The 19283-nt window shown below is 68.1% G+C and carries 22 protein-coding genes; 10 read left to right on the top strand and 12 right to left on the bottom strand.

The window, feature by feature from the left end; translation table 11 throughout:
• Window positions 1-38 precede the first annotated feature (38 nt).
• Genes LC039_RS07940 through LC039_RS07930 form a run of 3 tightly spaced genes read right to left on the bottom strand, consistent with a single transcriptional unit; the run spans window position 39 to window position 2726 of the window.
• A complete protein-coding gene (locus LC039_RS07940) occupies window positions 39-1364 on the bottom strand; it encodes a TRAP transporter large permease (protein ID WP_226622977.1) in 1326 nt (441 codons plus the stop codon).
• Complete coding sequence (locus LC039_RS07935) at window positions 1364-1960, bottom strand: TRAP transporter small permease subunit (RefSeq protein WP_226622975.1); 597 nt, start codon at window positions 1958-1960, stop codon at window positions 1364-1366. The genes LC039_RS07940 and LC039_RS07935 overlap by 1 nt, the downstream gene beginning before the upstream one ends.
• Window positions 1953-2726, bottom strand: coding sequence for an N-formylglutamate amidohydrolase (locus tag LC039_RS07930; RefSeq protein WP_226622974.1), 774 nt, complete (start codon window positions 2724-2726; stop codon window positions 1953-1955). The genes LC039_RS07935 and LC039_RS07930 overlap by 8 nt, the downstream gene beginning before the upstream one ends.
• Before the next feature lie 145 nt (window positions 2727-2871).
• Here LC039_RS07930 and LC039_RS07925 point away from each other — a divergent pair, with 145 nt between their 5' ends.
• Window positions 2872-3744: a MurR/RpiR family transcriptional regulator gene (locus tag LC039_RS07925; RefSeq protein WP_226622962.1), complete on the top strand. Its 873-nt coding sequence runs from the start codon at window positions 2872-2874 to the stop codon at window positions 3742-3744.
• A 290-nt stretch (window positions 3745-4034) separates the two neighbouring features.
• On the opposite strand, the gene LC039_RS07920 is transcribed toward LC039_RS07925, so the two are convergent.
• Window positions 4035-4964: a 3-keto-5-aminohexanoate cleavage protein gene (locus tag LC039_RS07920; RefSeq protein WP_226622960.1), complete on the bottom strand. Its 930-nt coding sequence runs from the start codon at window positions 4962-4964 to the stop codon at window positions 4035-4037.
• 264 nt (window positions 4965-5228) lie between these two features.
• On the opposite strand from LC039_RS07920, the gene LC039_RS07915 reads away from it, so the two are divergent.
• Both LC039_RS07915 and LC039_RS07910 read left to right on the top strand, forming a co-directional pair.
• Window positions 5229-5969: a GntR family transcriptional regulator gene (locus tag LC039_RS07915; protein WP_226622958.1), complete on the top strand. Its 741-nt coding sequence runs from the start codon at window positions 5229-5231 to the stop codon at window positions 5967-5969.
• Entirely contained in the window at window positions 5966-6733 is a 768-nt protein-coding gene (locus LC039_RS07910) for an SDR family oxidoreductase (RefSeq protein WP_226622957.1), read from the top strand. The genes LC039_RS07915 and LC039_RS07910 overlap by 4 nt, the downstream gene beginning before the upstream one ends.
• Window positions 6734-6814: 81 nt before the next feature.
• Here LC039_RS07910 and LC039_RS07905 read toward each other — a convergent pair whose 3' ends face one another.
• Both LC039_RS07905 and LC039_RS07900 read right to left on the bottom strand, forming a co-directional pair.
• Window positions 6815-7474, bottom strand: coding sequence for a class I SAM-dependent methyltransferase (locus LC039_RS07905; protein WP_226622955.1), 660 nt, complete (start codon window positions 7472-7474; stop codon window positions 6815-6817).
• A 123-nt stretch (window positions 7475-7597) separates the two neighbouring features.
• Window positions 7598-7840, bottom strand: coding sequence for a hypothetical protein (locus LC039_RS07900; protein WP_226622953.1), 243 nt, complete (start codon window positions 7838-7840; stop codon window positions 7598-7600).
• Window positions 7841-8127: 287 nt separating this feature from the next.
• Here LC039_RS07900 and LC039_RS07895 point away from each other — a divergent pair, with 287 nt between their 5' ends.
• The gene (locus tag LC039_RS07895; RefSeq protein ID WP_226622951.1) at window positions 8128-8550 is read left to right on the top strand and encodes a DUF4168 domain-containing protein; all 423 of its coding nucleotides are present in this window, start codon (window positions 8128-8130) and stop codon (window positions 8548-8550) included.
• A gap of 71 nt (window positions 8551-8621) precedes the next feature.
• Here LC039_RS07895 and LC039_RS07890 read toward each other — a convergent pair whose 3' ends face one another.
• The gene (locus tag LC039_RS07890; RefSeq protein WP_226622949.1) at window positions 8622-9434 is read right to left on the bottom strand and encodes a hypothetical protein; all 813 of its coding nucleotides are present in this window, start codon (window positions 9432-9434) and stop codon (window positions 8622-8624) included.
• A gap of 129 nt (window positions 9435-9563) precedes the next feature.
• A complete protein-coding gene (lepA, locus tag LC039_RS07885; RefSeq protein WP_226622947.1) occupies window positions 9564-11366 on the bottom strand; it encodes a translation elongation factor 4 in 1803 nt (600 codons plus the stop codon).
• 428 nt (window positions 11367-11794) lie between these two features.
• Between lepA and LC039_RS07880 the strand changes: the two genes are divergently transcribed.
• Window positions 11795-12124, top strand: coding sequence for a hypothetical protein (locus LC039_RS07880; protein ID WP_226622941.1), 330 nt, complete (start codon window positions 11795-11797; stop codon window positions 12122-12124).
• Window positions 12125-12161: 37 nt separating this feature from the next.
• Here LC039_RS07880 and hisD read toward each other — a convergent pair whose 3' ends face one another.
• On the bottom strand, window positions 12162-13448 hold the full coding sequence (hisD, locus tag LC039_RS07875) for a histidinol dehydrogenase (RefSeq protein ID WP_226622940.1): 1287 nt from the start codon (window positions 13446-13448) through the stop codon (window positions 12162-12164).
• A gap of 119 nt (window positions 13449-13567) precedes the next feature.
• Here hisD and LC039_RS07870 point away from each other — a divergent pair, with 119 nt between their 5' ends.
• Window positions 13568-14536, top strand: coding sequence for a LysR family transcriptional regulator (locus LC039_RS07870; protein ID WP_226622938.1), 969 nt, complete (start codon window positions 13568-13570; stop codon window positions 14534-14536).
• A gap of 215 nt (window positions 14537-14751) precedes the next feature.
• On the opposite strand, the gene LC039_RS07865 is transcribed toward LC039_RS07870, so the two are convergent.
• The gene (locus tag LC039_RS07865; RefSeq protein ID WP_226622936.1) at window positions 14752-15516 is read right to left on the bottom strand and encodes an alpha/beta fold hydrolase; all 765 of its coding nucleotides are present in this window, start codon (window positions 15514-15516) and stop codon (window positions 14752-14754) included.
• 192 nt (window positions 15517-15708) lie between these two features.
• Between LC039_RS07865 and LC039_RS07860 the strand changes: the two genes are divergently transcribed.
• Window positions 15709-16074, top strand: a complete 366-nt coding sequence (locus LC039_RS07860) for a hypothetical protein (protein ID WP_226622934.1) — start codon at window positions 15709-15711, stop codon at window positions 16072-16074.
• On the opposite strand, the gene LC039_RS07855 is transcribed toward LC039_RS07860, so the two are convergent.
• A complete protein-coding gene (locus LC039_RS07855; protein ID WP_226622933.1) occupies window positions 16053-16787 on the bottom strand; it encodes an NUDIX hydrolase in 735 nt (244 codons plus the stop codon). The genes LC039_RS07860 and LC039_RS07855 overlap by 22 nt on opposite strands.
• A gap of 49 nt (window positions 16788-16836) precedes the next feature.
• A complete protein-coding gene (locus LC039_RS07850) occupies window positions 16837-17241 on the bottom strand; it encodes a DUF983 domain-containing protein (protein ID WP_226622931.1) in 405 nt (134 codons plus the stop codon).
• A 309-nt stretch (window positions 17242-17550) separates the two neighbouring features.
• On the opposite strand from LC039_RS07850, the gene LC039_RS07845 reads away from it, so the two are divergent.
• The 3 genes from LC039_RS07845 to LC039_RS07835 all read left to right on the top strand — a co-directional run bounded on the left by LC039_RS07845 (window position 17551) and on the right by LC039_RS07835 (window position 19281).
• On the top strand, window positions 17551-18252 hold the full coding sequence (locus LC039_RS07845) for an EF-hand domain-containing protein (protein WP_226622930.1): 702 nt from the start codon (window positions 17551-17553) through the stop codon (window positions 18250-18252).
• A gap of 80 nt (window positions 18253-18332) precedes the next feature.
• The gene (locus LC039_RS07840) at window positions 18333-18920 is read left to right on the top strand and encodes an RNA polymerase sigma factor (protein WP_226622928.1); all 588 of its coding nucleotides are present in this window, start codon (window positions 18333-18335) and stop codon (window positions 18918-18920) included.
• The gene (locus LC039_RS07835; protein WP_226622926.1) at window positions 18913-19281 is read left to right on the top strand and encodes a hypothetical protein; all 369 of its coding nucleotides are present in this window, start codon (window positions 18913-18915) and stop codon (window positions 19279-19281) included. Before LC039_RS07840 ends, LC039_RS07835 begins: the two co-directional genes overlap by 8 nt.
• The last annotated feature ends 2 nt before the right edge of the window (window positions 19282-19283 follow it).

Below are 19283 nucleotides of genomic sequence, written 5' to 3'. Positions count from 1 at the left end.
GGTTGAGGTCTGTGCCCCTCTTTGCGGGGGTCTCGTTGTTAGTTCTGGTAGACGAGGTCCGGCAGCCACAGGGCCAGCTCGGGGAAGATCATGATGATGGCGAGCACCACGGTCATCACCGCCACGAAGGGGATGATCGAGGTGTAGATGTCGCGCAGGCCGATCTGCGGCGGGGCCATGGCGCGCATCAGGAAGAGGTTGTAGCCGAAGGGCGGGGTCATGTAGGCGATCTGGCAGGTGATGGTGTAGAGCACACCGTACCACACAAGGTCGAACCCGAGGTGTCCGACCAGCGGCACGTAGAGCGGGGCCACGATCACCAGCATCGCCGTGTCGTCGAGGAAGGTGCCCATGACGATGAAGCTCAGCTGCATCAGGATGAGGATCATCCAGGGGGACAGGCCAAGCTTCTCGGTGAACAGCTCCTCGATGGCGCTGACCGCGCCGAGCCCGTCGAAGACCGCGCCGAAGGCGAGGGCGGCGAGGATGATCCACATGAACATGCACGACACGCCGAGCGTGTTGCGCACCGAGTTCTCGAAGACCTCGCGGGTCATCCGGCCCTTGATGACCGCGGCGACGAAGGCGGCGACGGCGCCGATGGCCGAACTTTCCACCAGCGAGGTCCAGCCGCGCACGAAGGGCACCATCATCACGAAGAAGATCACCAGAGGCAGCAGCCCGGCGCGCAGCAGGCGCAGCTTCTCGGCCATGGGAATGTCGCGGTCGGCCTTGGGCAGGATCGGACCCAGTTCGGGGTTCAGCTTGCAGCGGATGACGATGTAGACGATGAAGGCCGCCGCCATGATGAGCCCCGGAATGATGCCCGCGAGCCAGAGCTGACCCACCGGCTGGCGGGCGATCATCGCGTAGAGCACCAGCACCACCGAGGGCGGCACGAGGATGCCCAAGCTCGATCCCGCCTGGATCACCCCCGTGACCATGCGCTTGTCGTAGCCGCGCTTCAGCAGTTCGGGCAGGGCGATGGTCGCGCCGATGGCCATGCCCGCCACGGACAGGCCGTTCATTGCCGAGATCAGCACCATCAGCCCGATGGTGCCCACCGCGAGGCCCCCCGAGAGGCCGCCCATCCAGACGTGGAACATCTTGTAGAGGTCGTCGGCGATCTTCGATTCCGACAGCACGTAGCCCATGAAGATGAACATCGGCAGGGTTAGCAGCGGGTACCATTTCATCAGCTTGATCGAGGCGGCAAAGCCCAGGTCGAAGCCGCCCCGGTCGCCCCACAGGCACAGCGCGGCCACGACGGCGACGAACCCGATGGCACCGAACACGCGCTGCCCTGTCAGCAGCAGGCCCAGCATGCCCGAGAACATGACGATTGCGATCAGGTCTTGCGACATCAGATGTCCTCTCCGCGGATGCGGGCGATGTCGCGGAAGAACTCGGCGACGCATTGCAAAATCATCAGCGTGACGCCGAAGCACAGGATGACCTTCACCGGCCAGACGTAGGGGCGCCAGGCGCTCGGGCTGCGTTCCAGATAGCCCATCAGCTCGCCCGCCGCGTCGGGCCCGCCGGTGACGAAGGCCCAGATCAGCTCGCCGAAGAACTTGAAGGGCTCGGTGCCGAAATAGCCGAAGCTGTAGGCGGTGGAGCTGATCGCCCCCCAGAGCAGCACGCCGAGGTAGAACAGCAGGAACCAGATGGTGATCACGTCGACGATGGCGCGGCGGCGCGGCGACCAGTCGCCGTAGAAGAAGTCCATCCGCACGTTCGATCCCATCTGGATCGAGTAGGGGCCGCCCAGCACGTAGTAGGCGACCATGATGAATTGCGCCGTCTCCAGCGTCCAGAGCGTGGGGGTGAAGAAGGTCTTGGACACCGAGGACCAGATCAGCACGCCGATCAGCGCAAAGAGCAGGTACATGGCGAAGCGCCCGATGGCGCGATTCATCTTGTCGATTATCCGCACGTAACAGACCATGGCCTCAGGCATGTCCGGCCTCCATCAGTCCAAGACCCGCCAGCGCCGGGCGCAGCAGGGTCAGCAGTTCCCCGGCGATCATCTCGATCCCGGTCTCGTCGGCGAGCAGGTCGTTGCGCACTTCGATCATCACGTTCGGCAGCCCGTTTTCGATGCCGTGCAGTTTCAGCGAATGGGTCACGCCGTCCTCTGGACCGTAGGGATCGTTGCGCGCGATGCGGCGGCCGGGCAGGCGGGTTGCCTCGTCGAGCATGTAGTCGGCAAGGCGGCTGTCCGCGTCGTGCAGGATGCCGATCTCGACCTCGCGGGGAATGTCGAACCAGGTCGGCGTGAAGCTGTGCACGGTGATCAGGGCAAAGGGCGTGCCCAGGGTCTTGCGGGTCACCACGGTGCCGGTCACCGCGGCGCAGAAGGGGTCGTAGATCTCGCGGGTGCGGTGGGCGCGCTCCTCGGGCGAGAGGTCGATGTTGCCCGGAACGTCCACCGTCTCGGTCTTGCCGGGCATGGCCGAGACGGCCTCGGGCGGGCGGTTCAGGTCGTAGACGAGGCGCGAGACCGTGCCAGCGACCAGCGGCGCGTCGAGCGCCTCGGCCATCCGTTGCGCCAGTGCCAGCGCACCCGGATCCCAGGCGGCGTGGCTGCGCTGGTCTTCCTCGTGCAGGCCGAGCCCGTCGTAGCGCGCGGGAATCCTGTTCGAAGCATGCTCGCAGAGAAACAGTGCCGGTCCCTTGCCGAGGGCTCTGCTCACTTCAAATGCACTGGCGTCTTCCTGCGACACGTCTGCCTCCTCGCGTTTGGAAAAACCTTTCCACGCGATGGATAATGCGTCAATAATTTTCCAAAGAGGATTTCGGCGGATGTGACCTGCCGCTAAGTGGTGCCGAAATCTGCTCAAATTTTGGACCGGAGACGAAGGGACGCCCGTGGACACCAGCCCGTCCGGCACCGTGCGCCAGCTCATCCGCGAGCATTACGCGCAGCTGACAAATTCCGAGCGCAAGTTCGCGCAGGCGCTGCTCGACGATTACCCCGGCGCGGGGATCGCCTCGATCACCGCGGCTGCATCGAACGCCGGTGTGTCGACGCCCACCGTCGCGCGGATGGTGCAGAAGCTGGGGTTCAAGGGCTACCCGGCCTTTCACGCGGCGCTGCTCTCGGAGCTGCAGGCCAAGGTCTCGGGCCCCGAGGCGCGGCGCGCGGTCTGGGCCTCGGAGGCGCCGGAGTCGCACCTGCTCAACCGCTTCGCCGAGGCGGTGACGCAGAACCTGCGGCAGACCTTCACCAATATCGACGCCGCGCAGTTCGACGCGGCGGCGAAGCGGCTGGCCTCGACCGAGGGGCGGCTCTACGTGGTCGGCGGGCGGATCACCCGCTCGCTGGCGGAATATGCCTTCACCCATTTCCAGGCGATCCGGGCGCGGGTCACCCATCTGACCTCGTCGTCCGCCACATGGCCGCACTACGTGCTGGACATGGAGGAGGGCGACACTCTGCTGATCTTCGACATCCGCCGCTACGAGGACAACCTGCAGCGGCTGGCCGAGATCGCCGCGGCGCGCGGAATGCACGTGATCCTGATCACCGACCAGTGGTCGAGCCCGATCGCCAGCGTCGCCGAGCATGCGTTCAACTGCTGGGTCGAGATCCCCTCGGCCTGGGATTCGAACATCTCCACCCTGTCGCTGGTCGAGGCGCTGGTCGCCGCTGCGCAGGAGGAACGCTGGCCCGATGCGCGCGAGCGGTTCGAGCGGTTGGACCAGCTGTTCGAGCTGACGCGGCTGTTCCGGAAACCCTGAGGGCAGGGGGCTACGTGCGTCGGGCGGGAGCCTGCCCCTAGGGTGGCGCCAAGACGATTGTAGTCAGCACTTTATTCCAGCCAACTCCGTGTGCCGTCCGAACGCGGTGCCCGGTGGCAAGTGCGCCAACCCGCCGGGACGGGCTGGCGCTTGCCCGGCGGCCTTCGACCTTGATTCCGCGCGGCTCGGTTCACTGAACCAGACAAAAAGAGCCCCCGGCGCTATGAGGGGCGACGGGGGCAGTCTGGGAGCATGCTTCTCTCCCGGGGGGATGACCGCGCGGGACCGGCTCAGAAACCGACCGCCTCCGCGCCTTTCGTGTCGAGGATCTCGCGGGCCTCTTCCGGCGTCGCCAGCTCCAGGCCCAGCCCCTCGATGATCTGCCGCGCCTTGGCCACCTGCTCGGCGTTGCTGCGCGCCAGCTGCCCCGGTCCGGCCCAGAGCGAATCCTCGAGCCCGACGCGCACGTGCCCGCCCATCGCGGCGGCCATGGCGGCAATGGGCAACTGGTTCTTCCCGGCGCCGAGCACCGACCAGCGGTACTGGTCACCGAAGAGCCGGTCCGCGGTGCGCTTCATGTGCAGCACGTCGTCCGGATGCGCGCCAATCCCGCCCATCAGGCCAAAGACGGTCTGGATGAACAGCGGTCCCTTCACCAGCCCCTGATCGAGGAAGTGCTTGAGGTTGTAGAGATGCGCCGTGTCGTAGCACTCGAATTCGAAGCGGGTGCCGAGCGCGCCGAGCGTGGTGACGATATGCTCGATCTGCCCGAAGCTGTTGTTGAAGATGATGTCCTTGTTGCCGACGTAGTCGCGCTCCCACTGGTGCTCGAGGTCCGGGAAGCGCTGCAGCATCGGGAACAGGCCGAAGTTCATCGAGCCCATGTTGAGCGAGGCGATCTCGGGCCGGTGGGTCTGAGCCGGGCAGATGCGCTCCTCGATGGTCATCGTCGGGGCGCCGCCGGTGGTGATGTTCACCACCACGTTCGAGGCCTGCTTGATCACCTGCAGGAAGGGCGTGAAGGCCTCGGGCGTCTGGTCGGGGCGGCCGTCCCTCGGATCGCGGGCATGCAGGTGCACCACCGCGGCGCCCGCCTCGGCGGCACCGATGGCGGCCTCGGCGATCTCCGAGGCGGAGACCGGCAGGTATTGCGACATCGAGGGGGTGTGGATCGCGCCGGTCACGGCGCAGGTCACGATCACCTTGCGGGTCTTTGCCATGCTGCTGTCCCGGCTCAGGTCCGCGGCGCCGGGCGGGCCGGTGGACGGACATGGTCCTGTTTCAGATGCATTGTGATCCTCCCCCTTCAGGCCTGCAGCGGCTATGGTGCAAAGATCACACCAGATTCTGGTGACCCGAGTTCCCGTGGCAGTCATTCCTCCCTTGCCGCGGGATCAACGGTTGCGGTCTTGCCCGTTCTGGTGTGATCTGAGATCACAGTTGCAGAAGGACTCGCAAAGAGTCAACGGGGAGAGCCGGGGAAAATGGTTGAAACTCACGAGCGGCCGCCGGAGGCGCGCCCCCGCACACTGTCAGAACAGGTGCATGAAACCCTCAGCGAGATGCTGCTCTCGGGGCAGCTCAAGCCGCGCGACCGCATCTCGCTGCGCGATCTCGCGGAGCGTCTGGGTGTCTCGATGATGCCGGTACGCGAGGCGGTGAGCCGGCTCGCCGCGGGCGGGGCGCTGCTGGTCGAGCCGAAACGCGCGGTGCAGGTGCCGTTGATGAGCGCCGAGGAATTCGCCGATCTCACCGAGATGCGCATCCTCGCCGAGGCGCAGGCCGCGCGGCTCGCCGCCGACCGCGCCACGCCGGAGCAGATCGAGGAGATCCTGCAGCTGGCCGAGCGCTTCGAGGCGTTGCTCGACACGGCCTACGGCAGCCCAGAGGCGGTGGCGGCCAACAAGGACCTGCATTTCGCGCTCTATCGCGCCGCGGGCTCGCAGATATTGATGGAGGTGATCACGATGCTCTGGCTGAAGGCCGGGCCGATCATCAACTACGATATCGGGGTGCAGGCGGAGATGCCGGTGGAAGAGGAACTCGGCCGCTCGCGCACCCACCACTCGCGCGCCCACCACCGCCAGCTCTGCGAGGCGCTGCGCCTCCGCGACGGCGCGGCGGCGGCGCAGGCGGTGACCGAGGACATCCGCGTCGCCGCCGAGCTGATCCGCGCCTATGCCGCCGAGGAGATGGAGGACAGCCGCCGGAGGATCCTGCCGTGAATCTGGGTCTCGAGGGCGCGCGGGTCATCGTCACCGCCGGGGCGCAGGGCATCGGGCGGGCGATCGTCGAGGGGTTCCTCGCCGAGGGCGCCAGCGTCGCGACCTGCGACATCGACGCGGCCGCGCTGGCAGGGCTGCCGCCCGAGGTGTGGCAGCAGCGCTGCGACGTCTCCGATGCCGGGCAGATAGAGACCTTCATGCAGGCGGCCATCGCCGACCTCGGCGGGCTCGACGTGCTGGTCAACAACGCCGGGATCGCCGGGCCGACAAGCCCGGTGGAAGAGATCGCGCCGGAGGACTGGGAGCGCTGCCTCTCGGTCTGCCTCACCTCGCAGTTCCACTGCGTGCGTCACGCGGTGCCCGCGCTGCGCGCCAGTGGCAATGCCTCGATCCTCAACCTCTCGTCGATGGCGGGGCGGGTGGGCTTCGCGCTGCGCACACCTTATGCGGCGGCGAAATGGGGGGTGATCGGCTTTACCAAGTCGCTGTCGATCGAGTTGGGCAAGGACGGCATCCGCGCCAATGCGATCCTGCCGGGCATCGTCGCCGGGGACCGCCAGCGTCGGGTGCTCGAGGCCAAGGCGCAGCGGCTCGGCAAGAGCTTCGACGAGGTCGAGGCGGCGGCATTTTCCTACACCTCGCTCAAGGAATACGTGACGCCGCAGCAGATCGCCGATCAGATCCTCTTTCTTGCGAGCCCGCGGGGACGGACGATCTCGGGGCAGGCGGTCTCGGTCTGCGGCGACGGGCAGATGCTGGCCTGATCGCGCGCCGGTCTGATCGCGCCGGTTTGGTTGCGCCGGTCTGATCGTGCCGGTCTGATCGTGCTCACCTGATCTGGAAGCTCAGGCGCTCGGCCGCACCGGGCTGTTCGCCGGCGGCACGGCATCGGTGCGCTCCAGCACAAGCAGCGTCATCATCCCCACCGGTGGCAGGGCGCGGCGTTCGAGCAGTCTCAGCCCGGGCGTGTCCAGCACCACCGAGATGTCGAAATCCGAATGCCAGCCGATGCGGTCGGCGAGTTTCGCGGTGCGGCGCGACAGATGTGCCAGCGGCCCCTGCTTGCGGGCGAAGTGGTTCGACATGATGAGCTGCCCGCCCGGTTTCAGCACCCGGACCATCTCGCGCATCACCCGCTCGGGCTCGGGCACCACCGAGATCATGTGCATCGCCACCACCCGGTCGAAGCTGGCATCCGCAAAGCCGAGCTGGCGCGCGTCCATCTGCTGCAGCGACTCGATGTGGGGCAGGTTCATGCGCGCCACCCGGCGCCGGGCCTGCGCGAGCATCTCGGCGCTGTAGTCGACACCGGTGATACGCATGTGGCGCGGCAAGAGCGGCAGGGACAGGCCGGTGCCGACGCCGACCTCGAGCACCTTCGCGCCCTCCGGGCCGGTGACCTTGCGCACGGCGGCGCGGCGGGCGGCCTGGGTGATTGCCCCGAAGGTCTGGTCGTAGATCGGCGCCCAGCGGGCGTAGACGGTTGTGGCGGCGCGTGGGTCCAAGATGCCCTCCCTGCATCTGCGGCGGCCCGGCGCGGCGGGCCGTAGGGGTTCACCATGGACCCGAAGCGGCTGAGGAGGAAGGGGTTTCGTCGCTTTCCGTCGCGCGCCCGGGGCGATCTCGGGTCACTGGATGCCGAGGATCCGCATGGCCTCGGCCAACGTGTCGACCGATTGCTGGTGCTGCCCGGCGGCGTGCAGACGTGCTCCCTCGGCGCGCAGCTGCCGGACGCGGGCAAGCTCCGCATCGGATAGCTCGGGGCCCGCGTCGAGTGCGGCGTCGATCTTCGACATGTCGGCGGGGCAGTGAAAGGCGAGGGCGGGTGATGCGGCAAGGCAGAGCGCCAGCGCGGCGGCAAGATGTTTCATGAGTCATCCTCCCTTGAACGGGATAGAGTGTAGCACGGGAAAAGGGCGGCTCACGCACGGGTGATGCGACAGGCGCATCCTTGCCTTTCGGCGCTGATTGTCCGGCGGGGTTCCGCGGGGCGAATTTGGCGGGCGGCTCACCGCTGCCTTTGTGGGACGATCCCGGCAAGTCCCTGCCTGCACGCGCAGATTTCGCCTCGCCGCATTGCGGCAGCGACCGGGCCCACCTAGCTCTGGGGAGAAGTCGCGGGATGCTCCCGCGCCAAGACCCACGGAAGGAGACTTCTATGAACCTCAAGAGCACCCTGCTTAAGTCGACCGTCATCGCAGCTCTCGTCGCCGCGCCCATGGCACCGGTGATGGCCCAGACCGCGACTCCCGAAGCGCCTGTCGAGGCCCCCGCCGCACCATCGCTGGAGTTCAGCGAAGAGCAGCTGAGCGCCTTCGTCGACGCGGCGTCGCAGGTTCAGGCGGTCCAGCAGGACTACATGACCCAGATCGACGCCGAGGAAGAGCCCGAGGGCAAGCAGGCGCTGGTCGAGCAAGCCCAGGCCGAAATGGCCGACGCGGTCAACGAGACCGAGGGCATGGACGTGAACACCTACAACCAGATCGGCCAGGCGGCGCAGGCCGACCCCGAGCTCAACGAGCGCATCCTCGCGATGCTGCAAGAGCGCGCGCCCGCCGGTCCCGAGACGATGACCGAGTGATCCCCCTCATACACGGTCATCCTGGAGCCGCCCCCTCGGGGGCGGCTCTTTTCGTTGGGGTGTCTGGCGCTCTACTCGGTTGCGGGCTCGTCCGCGACGGGCGCGGCAGCTGCGGCGGGCGCGCTTGGCATTGCGGGTTCCGTGGCCGGCCGCTCGAGGGCCGGGGCCTCGGTGGCCGCCACATCGGGCGTCGTCACAGCCGGCGCCGGCATCTCGACCACCGATCCCTCGGGCACAGCCTCGCTGGGCGCGTCGTTGGGCACAAAGACAACCCGGCCGATCTTGCGGTTCGGCCCCCAGTTGCGGTGCTTGAGCATGCCGTCGACGATGTAGAGATCCTCGATGCGATAGGTGGCACGGGTGCCCGCCTCGTCGTGGATCTCGATGAAGGGGTTCAGCGTGTCCTCTTCGAGCCGGAAGTAGCTCGGGTCGGAATGCGCCTCGAAGTCGCGCATGATCATCAGCACGTGCTCGTAATCGGTGATCCGTTCGTCGACGAAATAGGCGCAGGTCGCCTCGTAGCCTGCGCCTCCGGCACCAAGGATCAGCGCCGGGACCCAGACCATCGGGTTGGCCATGGCCGCCGCCGCCGCTGCGCTGCCGCCCTCCAGCAGCCCCGCTGCGCCGCCCGAGGCCGCGAGCTTGCCGCTCAGCAGCGTGAGCCCGTTGGTGGCATTGACCAGCGTGTAGAAGCCGCCGTCTCCGCGGTGCTGGCCCGTGACGTGACCAGTAACCTGCGCGACCGCGCCGGTGGCGGCGGCCGCCGCGCCGCTCACCGTGTCGCCGACCAGCCGGCTCGGCCGGTAGTCGCAGATCGCGGCCGAGAGGGACGGGGCGGAAACCAGCAGCATCAGCGCTGCGAGAGATGTCTTCGGTGCGGGCATCGGAAAGCTCCCATGCGGATATGCGGTGAAGAGGGGGGCACGCACGCCGCAACGAGAAAGGCCCCAACGTGAAAGGCCGGGGCGCATCTGCCCCGGCCTGCCATCTGCTGCGAACCCGGATTGCCCGGATCAGCTGTCCATCTTGAGTGCGGAGATGAAGGCCTCCTGCGGGATTTCGACCTTGCCGAACTGCCGCATCTTCTTCTTGCCGGCCTTCTGCTTCTCGAGCAGCTTCTTTTTCCGGGTGGCGTCGCCGCCGTAGCACTTGGCGGTCACGTCCTTGCGCATCGCCGACAGGGTCTCGCGCGCGATCACCTTGCCGCCGATCGCCGCCTGGATCGGGATCTTGAACATGTGGCGCGGGATCAGCTCTTTGAGCTTCTCGCACATGGCGCGGCCGCGCATCTCGGCGCGCTCGCGGTGCACCATCATGGCCAGCGCGTCCACCGGCTCGTCGTTCACCAGGATCGACATCTTCACGAGGTTGTCCTCGCGGTAGCCGATCATCTCGTAGTCGAACGAGGCGTAGCCCTTGGTCACCGACTTCAGCCGGTCGTAGAAGTCGAACACCACCTCGTTGAGCGGCAGGTCGTAGACGGTCATCGCGCGGCCGCCGACATAGGTCAGGTCCATCTGGATGCCGCGGCGCTCCTGGCAGAGCTTGAGCACGTCGCCGAGATACTCATCGGGCACCATGATGGTGGCCTTGATGCGCGGCTCCTGGATGTGGTCCACGGTCGACATGTCGGGCATGTCGGCGGGGTTGTGCAGGTCGCGGCGCTCGCCGTCCTTGGTGTAGAGGTGGTAGATCACCGACGGCGCGGTGGTGATCAGGTCGATGCCATACTCGCGCTCGAGACGGTCGCGGATCACCTCGAGGTGCAGCAGCCCGAGGAAGCCGCAACGGAAGCCGAAGCCGAGCGCCGCCGAGGTTTCCATCTCGAAGGTGAACGACGCGTCGTTCAGCGCCAGCTTCTCGATGGCGTCGCGCATGTCCTCGAAGTCGTTCGCATCGACCGGGAAGAGGCCGCAGAAGACCACCGGCACCGAGGGTTTGAAGCCCGGCAGCGGCTCGGCGCATTGCTTTTTCTCGTGGGTGATCGTGTCACCGACGCGGGTGTCGCGGACCTGCTTGATCGAGGCGTTGAGATAGCCGATCTCGCCCGGGCCGAGCTCCTTCACGTTGGTCATCTTGGGGCGGTAGACGCCGACGTCGTCGACATCATAGGTGCCGCCCGTCTTCATCATGCGGATGCGGTCGCCCTTTTTCAGCACGCCGTCGATGATCCGCACGATACAGATCACGCCGAGGTACTGGTCGTACTTGGAATCCACCAGCATCGCCTTCAGCGGCTTGTTGCGGTCGCCTTCCGCCGGGGCGGGCAGGCGCTGCACGATGGCTTCCAGCACATCGGGGATGCCGATGCCGGTCTTGGCCGAGATCAGGCAGGCGTTGGAGGCGTCGATGCCGATCACGTCCTCGATCTGTTCCTTCACCCGGTCGGGTTCCGCCGCGGGCAGGTCGACCTTGTTCAGAACCGGCACGATCTCGTGGTCGGCGTCGATCGCCGTGTACACGTTCGCCAGCGTCTGCGCCTCGACCCCCTGGGTGGCGTCGACCACCAGCAGCGAGCCCTCGACCGCGTGCATCGAGCGCGCGACCTCATAGGCGAAGTCGACATGGCCGGGCGTGTCGATGAGGTTCAACACGTAGGTCTCGCCGTCCTGCGCCGGATATTCGATGCGGACGGTGTTGGCCTTGATGGTGATGCCCCGCTCGCGCTCGATATCCATCGAGTCGAGCATTTGCTCCTGCATGTCGCGTTCGGCGACGGTGCCGGTGAGCTGGATCAGCCGGTCGGCCAGGGTGGATTTCCCGTGGTCGATGTGGGCGACGATGGAGAAGTTACGGATATGCGCGAGATCGGTCATGATTGGCCCGATATGTAAGGCTTTTGGCGTCCGGTCAAGCCGGATCGAAGGGCAGGCGGCATCGCCGCGCCGAAGTGCCGCCCGCATCCGCGCTTCCGCCCGCCCGAGACACCGGCGCAGCCTTGCCGGAACGGGGGCCACCGCGCTGCAACCGGGCGCTTTCCCGTTCCGCCCCGCGCCCGACTTCCCCTTCCAAATACGCCGGCCAGATACGCCGGGGTGAATTGGCCGCAGGCAAAAAGAGGCAGCGCCCCTTCTGCAACTTCTTCCTCCGCGCGTGATCCCGCGCGGCGCCTAGCGTTGCGGCAGCGCCTGTCCAGCAACGAATCGGTGAATTGAAACCGTCGCGCGCTTGGGGCATTCTTGGTCAAATTCCGAAAGCGCGGGCGCAAGACCCGCGGCGCAAAGGGCAGTGAGAGAGCAGGCGGATGAAACCGATTTACCTGGTGACGATTCTGGCGCTGGTGGCGGGCTGCGGTGGCGGTTCGAACTCCGGCAGGTATTACGCGACGGGACCGGTCAGCAAGGCCTGCATGTCCTCGGATCGCAAGGCCCGCAACGACGCGCTCTGCGGCTGCATCCAGGCGGCCGCGGATGACGAGTTGAGCGGCGGCGACCAGCGCCGCGCGGTGCGCTTCTACCGCGACCCGCACTCGGCGCAGGAAGTGCGCCAGTCGGACCGCAACTCCGACCGGGACTTCTGGCGCCGCTACTCGGCCTTCGTGTCGCGCGCCGAGCGCATGTGCACCGGTCTCTGACGTAGCGGGCCCTGAGCCCGGCGATCCACCTCGATCCTCAGCCCGCCGCCCGGCAGGGTTTCTGCGCCAGCCGCGCCTCGGCGCTGCGGGCATGGCCTTCCATGCCCTCGGCACGGCTGATCCCGGCGCTGGCACGGGCGAGGTCGGGCAGGGCCTCGGGCGCCGCCTCCTGCCATGTGACGCATTTGAGGAACTTGTGCACTGACAGCCCGCCGGTGTGCCGCGCGGCGCGACCCGTGGGCAGCACGTGGTTCGGCCCGGCGGCCTTGTCGCCGAAGGCCACGGTGGTCTCTGCCCCGAGAAACAGCGAGCCATAGGCGCGCAGCCGTTGCCGCCACCACGCCAGGTCGCGCGCCTGAACGTGCAGGTGCTCGGGGGCATAGCGGTCGGCGAGGGCGGCCATCTCCTCGCGGCTGCCGCAGAGCATCACCTCGCCGAGCTGCGCCCAGGCCTCGCGGGCGGCGGTGCGGTTGGGCTCGGGCAAGGTCTCGGCCAGCCCCGGCAGGCGGGCGAGCACCCGCTCGGCCAGCGGGCGGTGATCGGTGGCCAGCCAGACCGGCGAATTGCCGCCATGCTCGGCCTGTCCCAGCAGGTCCAGCGCCACCAGCTCGGGGTCGGCGCTGGAATCGGCCAGGATCATCACGTCGGTCGGCCCCGCCACCATGTCAATCCCCACCGGTCCAAAAAGCTGCCGCTTGGCTTCGGCGACGAACTGATTCCCGGGCCCGGCGAGGATATCCGCCTGCGGCAGGCCGAAGAGCCCGAAGGCCATGGCCGCGATGCCCTGCACCCCGCCGAGCGCCAGCACTTCATCCGCGCCCGCCACATGCAGCGCGTGCAGGATCGCGGGCGGCAGGCCCTCCTTGCCCGGCGGCGAGCAGGCGATCACCCGGTCCACGCCTGCGGCGCGCGCCGTGGTCACGGTCATCAGGGCCGAGGCGATATGCGCGTAGCGCCCGCCCGGCACGTAGCATCCGGCGCAACCCACGGGGATCAGCCGCTGCCCGGCGCGCAGCCCGGGACGCAGCTCGACCTCGAACTCCTGAACCGAGGCCCGCTGCGCCTCGGCAAAGGCGCGGATATTGGCGTGGGCATAGGCGATGTCCTCGACCAGCGTGACCGGCAGCGCGCGCTGCGCCTCGGCGAGCCTGGCGGCGGGCAGAACGATCTCGCCGTCCCAACCATCGAGCCGGGCGGCATAGTCGAGCGCTGCCGCCTCGCCCTCGGCGCGCAGCCGGGCGAGCATGATCTGCACGATATCGGCGGTGTCGGTGGCGGCCTGCGGCGGCAGGCCCGGGGCGGGCTTGAGATGGGTCACGGTCATGGGGAAGGGATCTTGCCTGATCTTGAGGAGTTTCGGAAAAGCTGAATCTGTGGCATCGTCCCGGCGAGGCAGGGCACGGCGGACCGGGACAGGTCCCGCAACAGGTGAGGAATGGCTTTATGCTGATGAAGGGGATCAGCCTGCGCGGTCTCGAGGTTTTCGAGGCGCTGGCAGCAAACGGCTCGGTGGCGCAGGCGGCCGAACGCACGGGGCTGAGCCAGCCGGCGGTGAGCCAGCAGCTGCGCAATCTCGAGGGCGCGCTCGGCGTCGACCTGGTGGATCACGGGCGGCGCCCGATGCAGCTGACCCCGGCGGGGCGCTCCTTCCTGATCCGGACGCAGGCGGTGCTGGGCCAGTTGCGGCTGGCGCAGAACGAGCTGACGGTGATGGATCTCACGCATCTGTCGCAGCTCAACCTCGGGGTGATCGACGATTTCGACAACGACCTGACGCCGCAGTTGGTGACCATCCTTGCCGAGAACATGACCCGTTGCCGCTTCAAGCTGGTCACCGCCCCGAGCCATGAGATCATGCAGTCGATGGTCGACCGCCACCTGCACATCGCCATCGCTGCCAGCCCCGGAACCGCCACGCCGGGCGTGATCGAATACCCGCTGGTGCGCGATCCCTTCCTGCTGGTGGCGCCGCGCGGCCGGGCGCGCGAGGCGGGCGGGACCGAGGCGCTTATGTCTGCGCTGCCGATGCTGCGCTACGACCGCGACCAGATGATCGGACGGCAGATCGAGGCGCATCTGTCGCGGCTCAAGCTGGAGTTCGCCGAGCGTTTCGAGATCGGGGCGCACCTGTCGCTGATGACGCTGGTGGCCCGCGGCGTGGGCTGGGGCATCACCACGCCGCTCGGTTACATGCGCGCCGCCCGCGTGCATGACCGCATCGAGGCGCACCCGCTGCCGATCACGCCGTTTTCCCGCACCATCTCGCTCTTCGCCGCCGCCGACTGGGCCGACCGGGTGCCGCGCGACGTGGCGCACACCATGCGCCAGCTGGTCAGCGAGCTGGTGATCACCCCGGCGCAGCGCCAGTTGCCCTGGCTCGAGGGCAAGCTGCATCTGCTCGACGGGGAGTGAGCCCTGGCGGTGTGAGCTGTGAGTGTCGGTGGTCACGGCGTCCCTTCGCTTGTCCGGAACATAAGCATTTCGGAAACTAGAAGGGACGCAGGGGCGCTTCGCGCAAGTGCTCAGCCGGGGGATTTCAAAACAGGAAAGCGCCGCTTCGGAAAAGAAAAATCCGACGCTGCGTCAGCCTGTTGAATGGGCAGCGGTCGCCGCCCGATCGGGTTGTCTCAGGCGGTAAGATCGAGGAAGGCGCGCACCGCCGCCTCGAACTCGCGCGGCTTCTCGGCGTGCAGCCAGTGGCCGCAGCCGGGCAGCTTGGCGAATTTCGCACTCGGGAACAGCGCGCGGATGCGGTCCCGGTGCTCGGGCCGGACGTAGTCCGACTCGGCCCCCGACAGGAACAGCGCGGGGCGCTCGAAGCGGCCCTCGATCTCCGGGAAGCCGATGATCTTGGGCATCTCGGCCTCGAGCACGTCGAGATTCAGCTTCCAGCGCTTTTCCTTCAGGTCCAGCGATTGGGTGAAGAAGCTGCGCAGGGTGGGATCGCCGATCACCTTTGCGAGCTGGTCGGTGGCATCCGAGCGTTTTTCGACCGTGGCCAGGTCGACCGTGCGCATGGCAGCGATATTCTGGTTCTGGTCATGGGTGTAGGTCACCGGCGCGATGTCGGCGAGGATCACCCGGTTGACCAGCTCGGGCCGGGTCAGCGCCAGCACCATGGCCGCCTTGCCGCCCATGGAGTGGCCCAGCACGTCGGCGCGGCTGCCGAGGCTCTCGATCACCTCGGCGAGGTCGGCCGCCATGTCCTCGTAGCCGTGGCGGTCGCTCCAGGGGCTTTCGCCGTGGTTGCGCTGGTCCACCGCGATGACCTCGCGCTGGTCCGAGAGCCGTTTCGAGATCACGCCCCAGTTGCGGGCGGAGCCGAAAAGCCCGTGGACGATCAGGAGCGGCGGTTGGTCGGTGGCAGAGCCGTGGCGGATCATGTTCAGCATGCGCCCTGTCTAGGCCGCAGGCGCGGCACCGAAAAGAGCAAAACGCCGGGGGTCTGGGGCAAATCTCTTCGAAGAGATTTGCAACCTCCTTCGAAGGAGGTTGGCCGTCACGCCCGATGAAAATCCTGCCGTTTTGCCCGCGCGGGCCGGCGGCCGCTTGCGCGCGGCCGGCAAATGCCGGAGATTTGCGCCATGGAGACAGACCCCAAGATCGGCGCGCGGCTGATGCCGCTGTTCGAGAGCCGCCTCGGCCTCGGCAAGGGCAGCTTCGAGGCGCGCGCCCGGCGCGCGGCGCACCGGCTGCCGAGGTGGGCCCGGCGCGACCTTGCCACGCTGCGCGCGGCGCAGGGGATGACGGGCCATCCCAAGCTCGCCATGCGGCTCGACACGCCGGCGTTGGCCCGCGCCGAGGACCGTCTCGCCCGTCACCTCGAAGCGATCGACGCAAAGGCACGTCGCCGCTACTGGCAATTGGGGGTGCTCGCGGGGCTGATGTTCAACCTCGCGCTGCTCGCGGCGCTGCTTGCCGGGGCCTACTACCTTCTGATCCGCAGCTGACGCTTCGGCCTGCTCTCGTCCGGCGCGCCGGGCGCACGGCCATTGAGTCGCAGGAACAGGCTTTCCTCGTCGTCGTTGCGGAAGAAGGGCACCGAGCTCGGGGCACGTCGGTCGGAAACCCGTGCGGAGACCTCGGCCAGGACAACCTCGGTGATGAAGGGCAGGTCGAGGCGGCGCACCTCCTCCAGCGGCACCCACTGCAGGTGCGACAGCTCGTCCGAGGCGGCGGAGAAATCGTCGGGATCGGATTTCAGCGCCTCGGCATCGACGAGGAAGAAACGCGCATCGAAGCGCCGCGGGCGGCCCGGCGGGGTGATCGCGCGAAACACGAACTGCAGCGCCGAGGCGTCGGGGCGGTGACCGGTCTCGGCAAACCCCTCCCAGTCCTCGGGCGCTCCCGGCCACTTGCCCGGCCAGCCGAGGATCTGTCCGGTCTCCTCCCAGAGCTCGCGGATCGCCGCTGCCGCCAGCGCCGGGGCGCGGCCCGCGGGGGCGTCTTCGGCCAGCCGCGCGGCGCAGACCGCGGGCAAGGGGGCGGCGAGCTTCACCTCGGCGTCGGCGGCATCCACCGCGCCGCCGGGAAAGACGAACTTGTTGGGCATGAAGGCCGCGCCCGCGCCGCGCTGGCCCATCAGCACGCTGGGGCGGCTGTCACGGTCGCGCAGCACGATCACCGTGGCGGCGTCGCGGATGGCTGTCTTGTCGCTGCTCATGCGCATTCCCCTGCGTCTTGTGTCTGCGTCGGGGAGGCGCGCCGCGGTGTCAGTGTTCGCGTGAGAAGCCGTGCATCTCGCGCGCCCACTGGAAGCCGACGATCGCCCCCTTCAGTCGCGGCAGAAGGTAGAGGGAAAGCCCGATGCAGCCAATAAGGAAGATGGTGATCAGGATCAGCGGCTCGGGCCGCCAGGTGGTGAACACCCAGAGCAGCGCCGGCGCCATGATGTGGCCGACGATGAGGATGGTCAGATAGGCCGGTCCGTCGTCGGCGCGGTGATGGTGCAGCTCTTCGCGGCAGACCGGGCAATGGTCGCGCACCTTGAGGTAGGAGCGCAGGATCGGGCCGTTGCCGCAGCTCGGGCAGCGGCCGCGGAAGCCGCGCCAGACGGCGGGCCAGGTCTCGCGCTCGGTCTCCTGCTCGGCCTTACGGTCCGGCGATAGCTCAGTCATCGGGGGCACCTTCGAAGTCATGCCCTGAAAGGTGACGCAAGCGCCGCGTCATTTAAAGAGGACAGGAGCGCGCAGCGGCGTGATGTCGCAAAGCGGTCTTGCGGATGCAGGTTTTCGGCGGTGGTTGCGGGCGGTGATTGGCAGCGGGTTTTTGACGGAGGTTTTGGTCAGCGCGGATCGCTGCGGGGCGACGGGCGAAAAAAATCTGTCCTCCGGCGACGGAAGTTCCGGCGCCCTGCGTGAAAGCTAGTGATCGGACGGCAAGGAGGCCGCCGGCATGAGACGCGATGGAATAAGGAGATCGCAGCGATGACACGCATGAACAAACTGATGACCGGTGCCGCCCTGGTGGTCCTGGGAACGGCGAGCCTTGCCTTTGCTGCAACCGACGCCAAGCCCATGGGGCCGCGCGGCGAGCGCCCGGCGCCGATGACGCAGATGTTCGAGAGCTTCGACGCCGACGGCGACGGCGCGATCAGCCGCGAGGAATTCGCGGCGCATGGGCCCGCCGCGGGGTTTGCCGATGCCTATGCCGTGGCGGATGCCGACGGCAACGGCCTGCTGGAAGGCGATGAGTTGATCGCCTTTGCCGATGCCCGCAAGGCGGCGCGTGAGGCGCAGCAGCTGGAACGGCGCCAGGCCCGCATGGAGCAGCGGATGCTCGAGCGCTTCGATGCCGACGAGGACGGCAAGCTGAGCCTCGAGGAGATGCAGGCGCGGGGGCCGATGGGGTTCTTCGACCGTTTCGACGCAGATGAAGACGGGCAGGTGAGCGCCGATGAGCTGGCTGCGGCTGGCCCGATGCGCGGCCCGCAGCGCGGCGTGGAGCAGAACATGGGCCCGAAGGGCGATCGCATGATGCGCCACGACGGTGACCAGCGCCAGTGGCACGGGGATCGCGACCACGATCGCGGTGGCCAGGGCTTCAAGCGCGGCCCGCAGAACGGTGACGGCCCGCGCGACGGGCAGGGCCCGCGCGGTGGCGGCATGCAGGACTTCTGGCAGTACTGAGGACCCGAGGACCGGGCCGCGCGATGCGGCCCGGTCCTTGCGCAGCCCGGAACATCGGGCTAGCGCAAGGGATGGACCGGATGCCCTATGACGCGATGAGCACGGAAAGCGACGAGAGCTTGCTCGCGGCCTATGCCGCGGGCGATCAGGCTGCGGCGCGGGCGCTGGTTCAGCGCCTGGGTCCGCGCGCCTTTGGCCATGCCGTGCGGATGCTCGGCGGCGATCGGGCCGAGGCGGAGGACGTGGCGCAGGAGGCGTTGCTGCGGCTCTGGCGCGCGGCGCCGGGCTGGCGCGAGGGTGAGGCGAAGGTCTCGACATGGCTCTACCGGGTGGTGTCGAATCTCTGCATCGACCGGATTCGCAAGCGGCGTGGCGGCACGGTGGATCTCGACGAGATCGCCGAGCCCGCCGATCCCGGACCCGGCGCCGAGGCGTCGTTGCAGGGCCGCGCCCGGAGCGGCGCGCTGCAGGAGGCGCTGGACGCTTTGCCCGAGCGGCAGCGCCAGGCCGTGGTGCTGCGGCATCTCGAGGGGCTTTCGAACCCGGAAATCGCCGGGATCATGGACTTGGGCGTGCGTGCGGTGGAAAGTCTGACCGCGCGCGGACGCAAGGCGCTGGAGGGCCTGCTGGCCGGGCGGCGCGCAGAGCTGGGGTATGACGATGACTGATCGGTCCAAGACGGAAGAGGCGATGCTGGACGGCCTGTTCGAGGCAGAGCGGCGAACCGCGCCGCTGCCCTCCGGCGACTGGTTGGCCCGGATGGAGGCGATGGCGCTCGAGCAGCAGCCCGCGCCGCGCCCGGCGCCCGCGCCGATGCCCCGCCTCCGTGGCGGCGGCTGGCGCGAGGCGCTGCGCGCCTTCGGTGGGTGGCCGGCCCTGGCCGGGCTCGCAGCGGCCTGCGCGGCGGGCGTCTGGATCGGCGTCGCTTCGCCGCAGACCATGACCACGCTGCTGTCGGCGGACAGCGGCAACACGCTCTCGGCCCTCGATCCGGCGAGCGGATTTGACTACGCGATGTTGGGACTTTGACG

Source organism: Alloyangia pacifica (assembly GCF_020524285.1).
Lineage (GTDB): Bacteria > Pseudomonadota > Alphaproteobacteria > Rhodobacterales > Rhodobacteraceae > Salipiger > Salipiger pacificus_B.
Note: the sequence above shows the minus strand (reverse complement) of the source record. Positions and strands in the feature narration are given on the sequence as shown.

Bases quoted from the DNA above. Each gene is read 5' to 3' on its own strand.
- LC039_RS07940 (WP_226622977.1), bottom strand. From the start codon at position 1,364: ATGTCGCAAGACCTGATCGCAATCGTCATGTTCTCGGGCATGCTGGGC.
- LC039_RS07935 (WP_226622975.1), bottom strand. From the start codon at position 1,960: ATGCCTGAGGCCATGGTCTGTTACGTGCGGATAATCGACAAGATGAAT.
- LC039_RS07920 (WP_226622960.1), bottom strand. From the start codon at position 4,964: ATGGCAAAGACCCGCAAGGTGATCGTGACCTGCGCCGTGACCGGCGCG.
- LC039_RS07915 (WP_226622958.1), top strand. From the start codon at position 5,229: ATGGTTGAAACTCACGAGCGGCCGCCGGAGGCGCGCCCCCGCACACTG.
- LC039_RS07900 (WP_226622953.1), bottom strand. From the start codon at position 7,840: ATGAAACATCTTGCCGCCGCGCTGGCGCTCTGCCTTGCCGCATCACCC.
- LC039_RS07895 (WP_226622951.1), top strand. From the start codon at position 8,128: ATGAACCTCAAGAGCACCCTGCTTAAGTCGACCGTCATCGCAGCTCTC.
- LC039_RS07890 (WP_226622949.1), bottom strand. From the start codon at position 9,434: ATGCCCGCACCGAAGACATCTCTCGCAGCGCTGATGCTGCTGGTTTCC.
- lepA (WP_226622947.1), bottom strand. From the start codon at position 11,366: ATGACCGATCTCGCGCATATCCGTAACTTCTCCATCGTCGCCCACATC.
- LC039_RS07880 (WP_226622941.1), top strand. From the start codon at position 11,795: ATGAAACCGATTTACCTGGTGACGATTCTGGCGCTGGTGGCGGGCTGC.
- hisD (WP_226622940.1), bottom strand. From the start codon at position 13,448: ATGACCGTGACCCATCTCAAGCCCGCCCCGGGCCTGCCGCCGCAGGCC.
- LC039_RS07870 (WP_226622938.1), top strand. From the start codon at position 13,568: ATGCTGATGAAGGGGATCAGCCTGCGCGGTCTCGAGGTTTTCGAGGCG.
- LC039_RS07865 (WP_226622936.1), bottom strand. From the start codon at position 15,516: ATGCTGAACATGATCCGCCACGGCTCTGCCACCGACCAACCGCCGCTC.
- LC039_RS07860 (WP_226622934.1), top strand. From the start codon at position 15,709: ATGGAGACAGACCCCAAGATCGGCGCGCGGCTGATGCCGCTGTTCGAG.
- LC039_RS07855 (WP_226622933.1), bottom strand. From the start codon at position 16,787: ATGAGCAGCGACAAGACAGCCATCCGCGACGCCGCCACGGTGATCGTG.
- LC039_RS07850 (WP_226622931.1), bottom strand. From the start codon at position 17,241: ATGACTGAGCTATCGCCGGACCGTAAGGCCGAGCAGGAGACCGAGCGC.
- LC039_RS07845 (WP_226622930.1), top strand. From the start codon at position 17,551: ATGACACGCATGAACAAACTGATGACCGGTGCCGCCCTGGTGGTCCTG.
- LC039_RS07840 (WP_226622928.1), top strand. From the start codon at position 18,333: ATGCCCTATGACGCGATGAGCACGGAAAGCGACGAGAGCTTGCTCGCG.
- LC039_RS07835 (WP_226622926.1), top strand. From the start codon at position 18,913: ATGACTGATCGGTCCAAGACGGAAGAGGCGATGCTGGACGGCCTGTTC.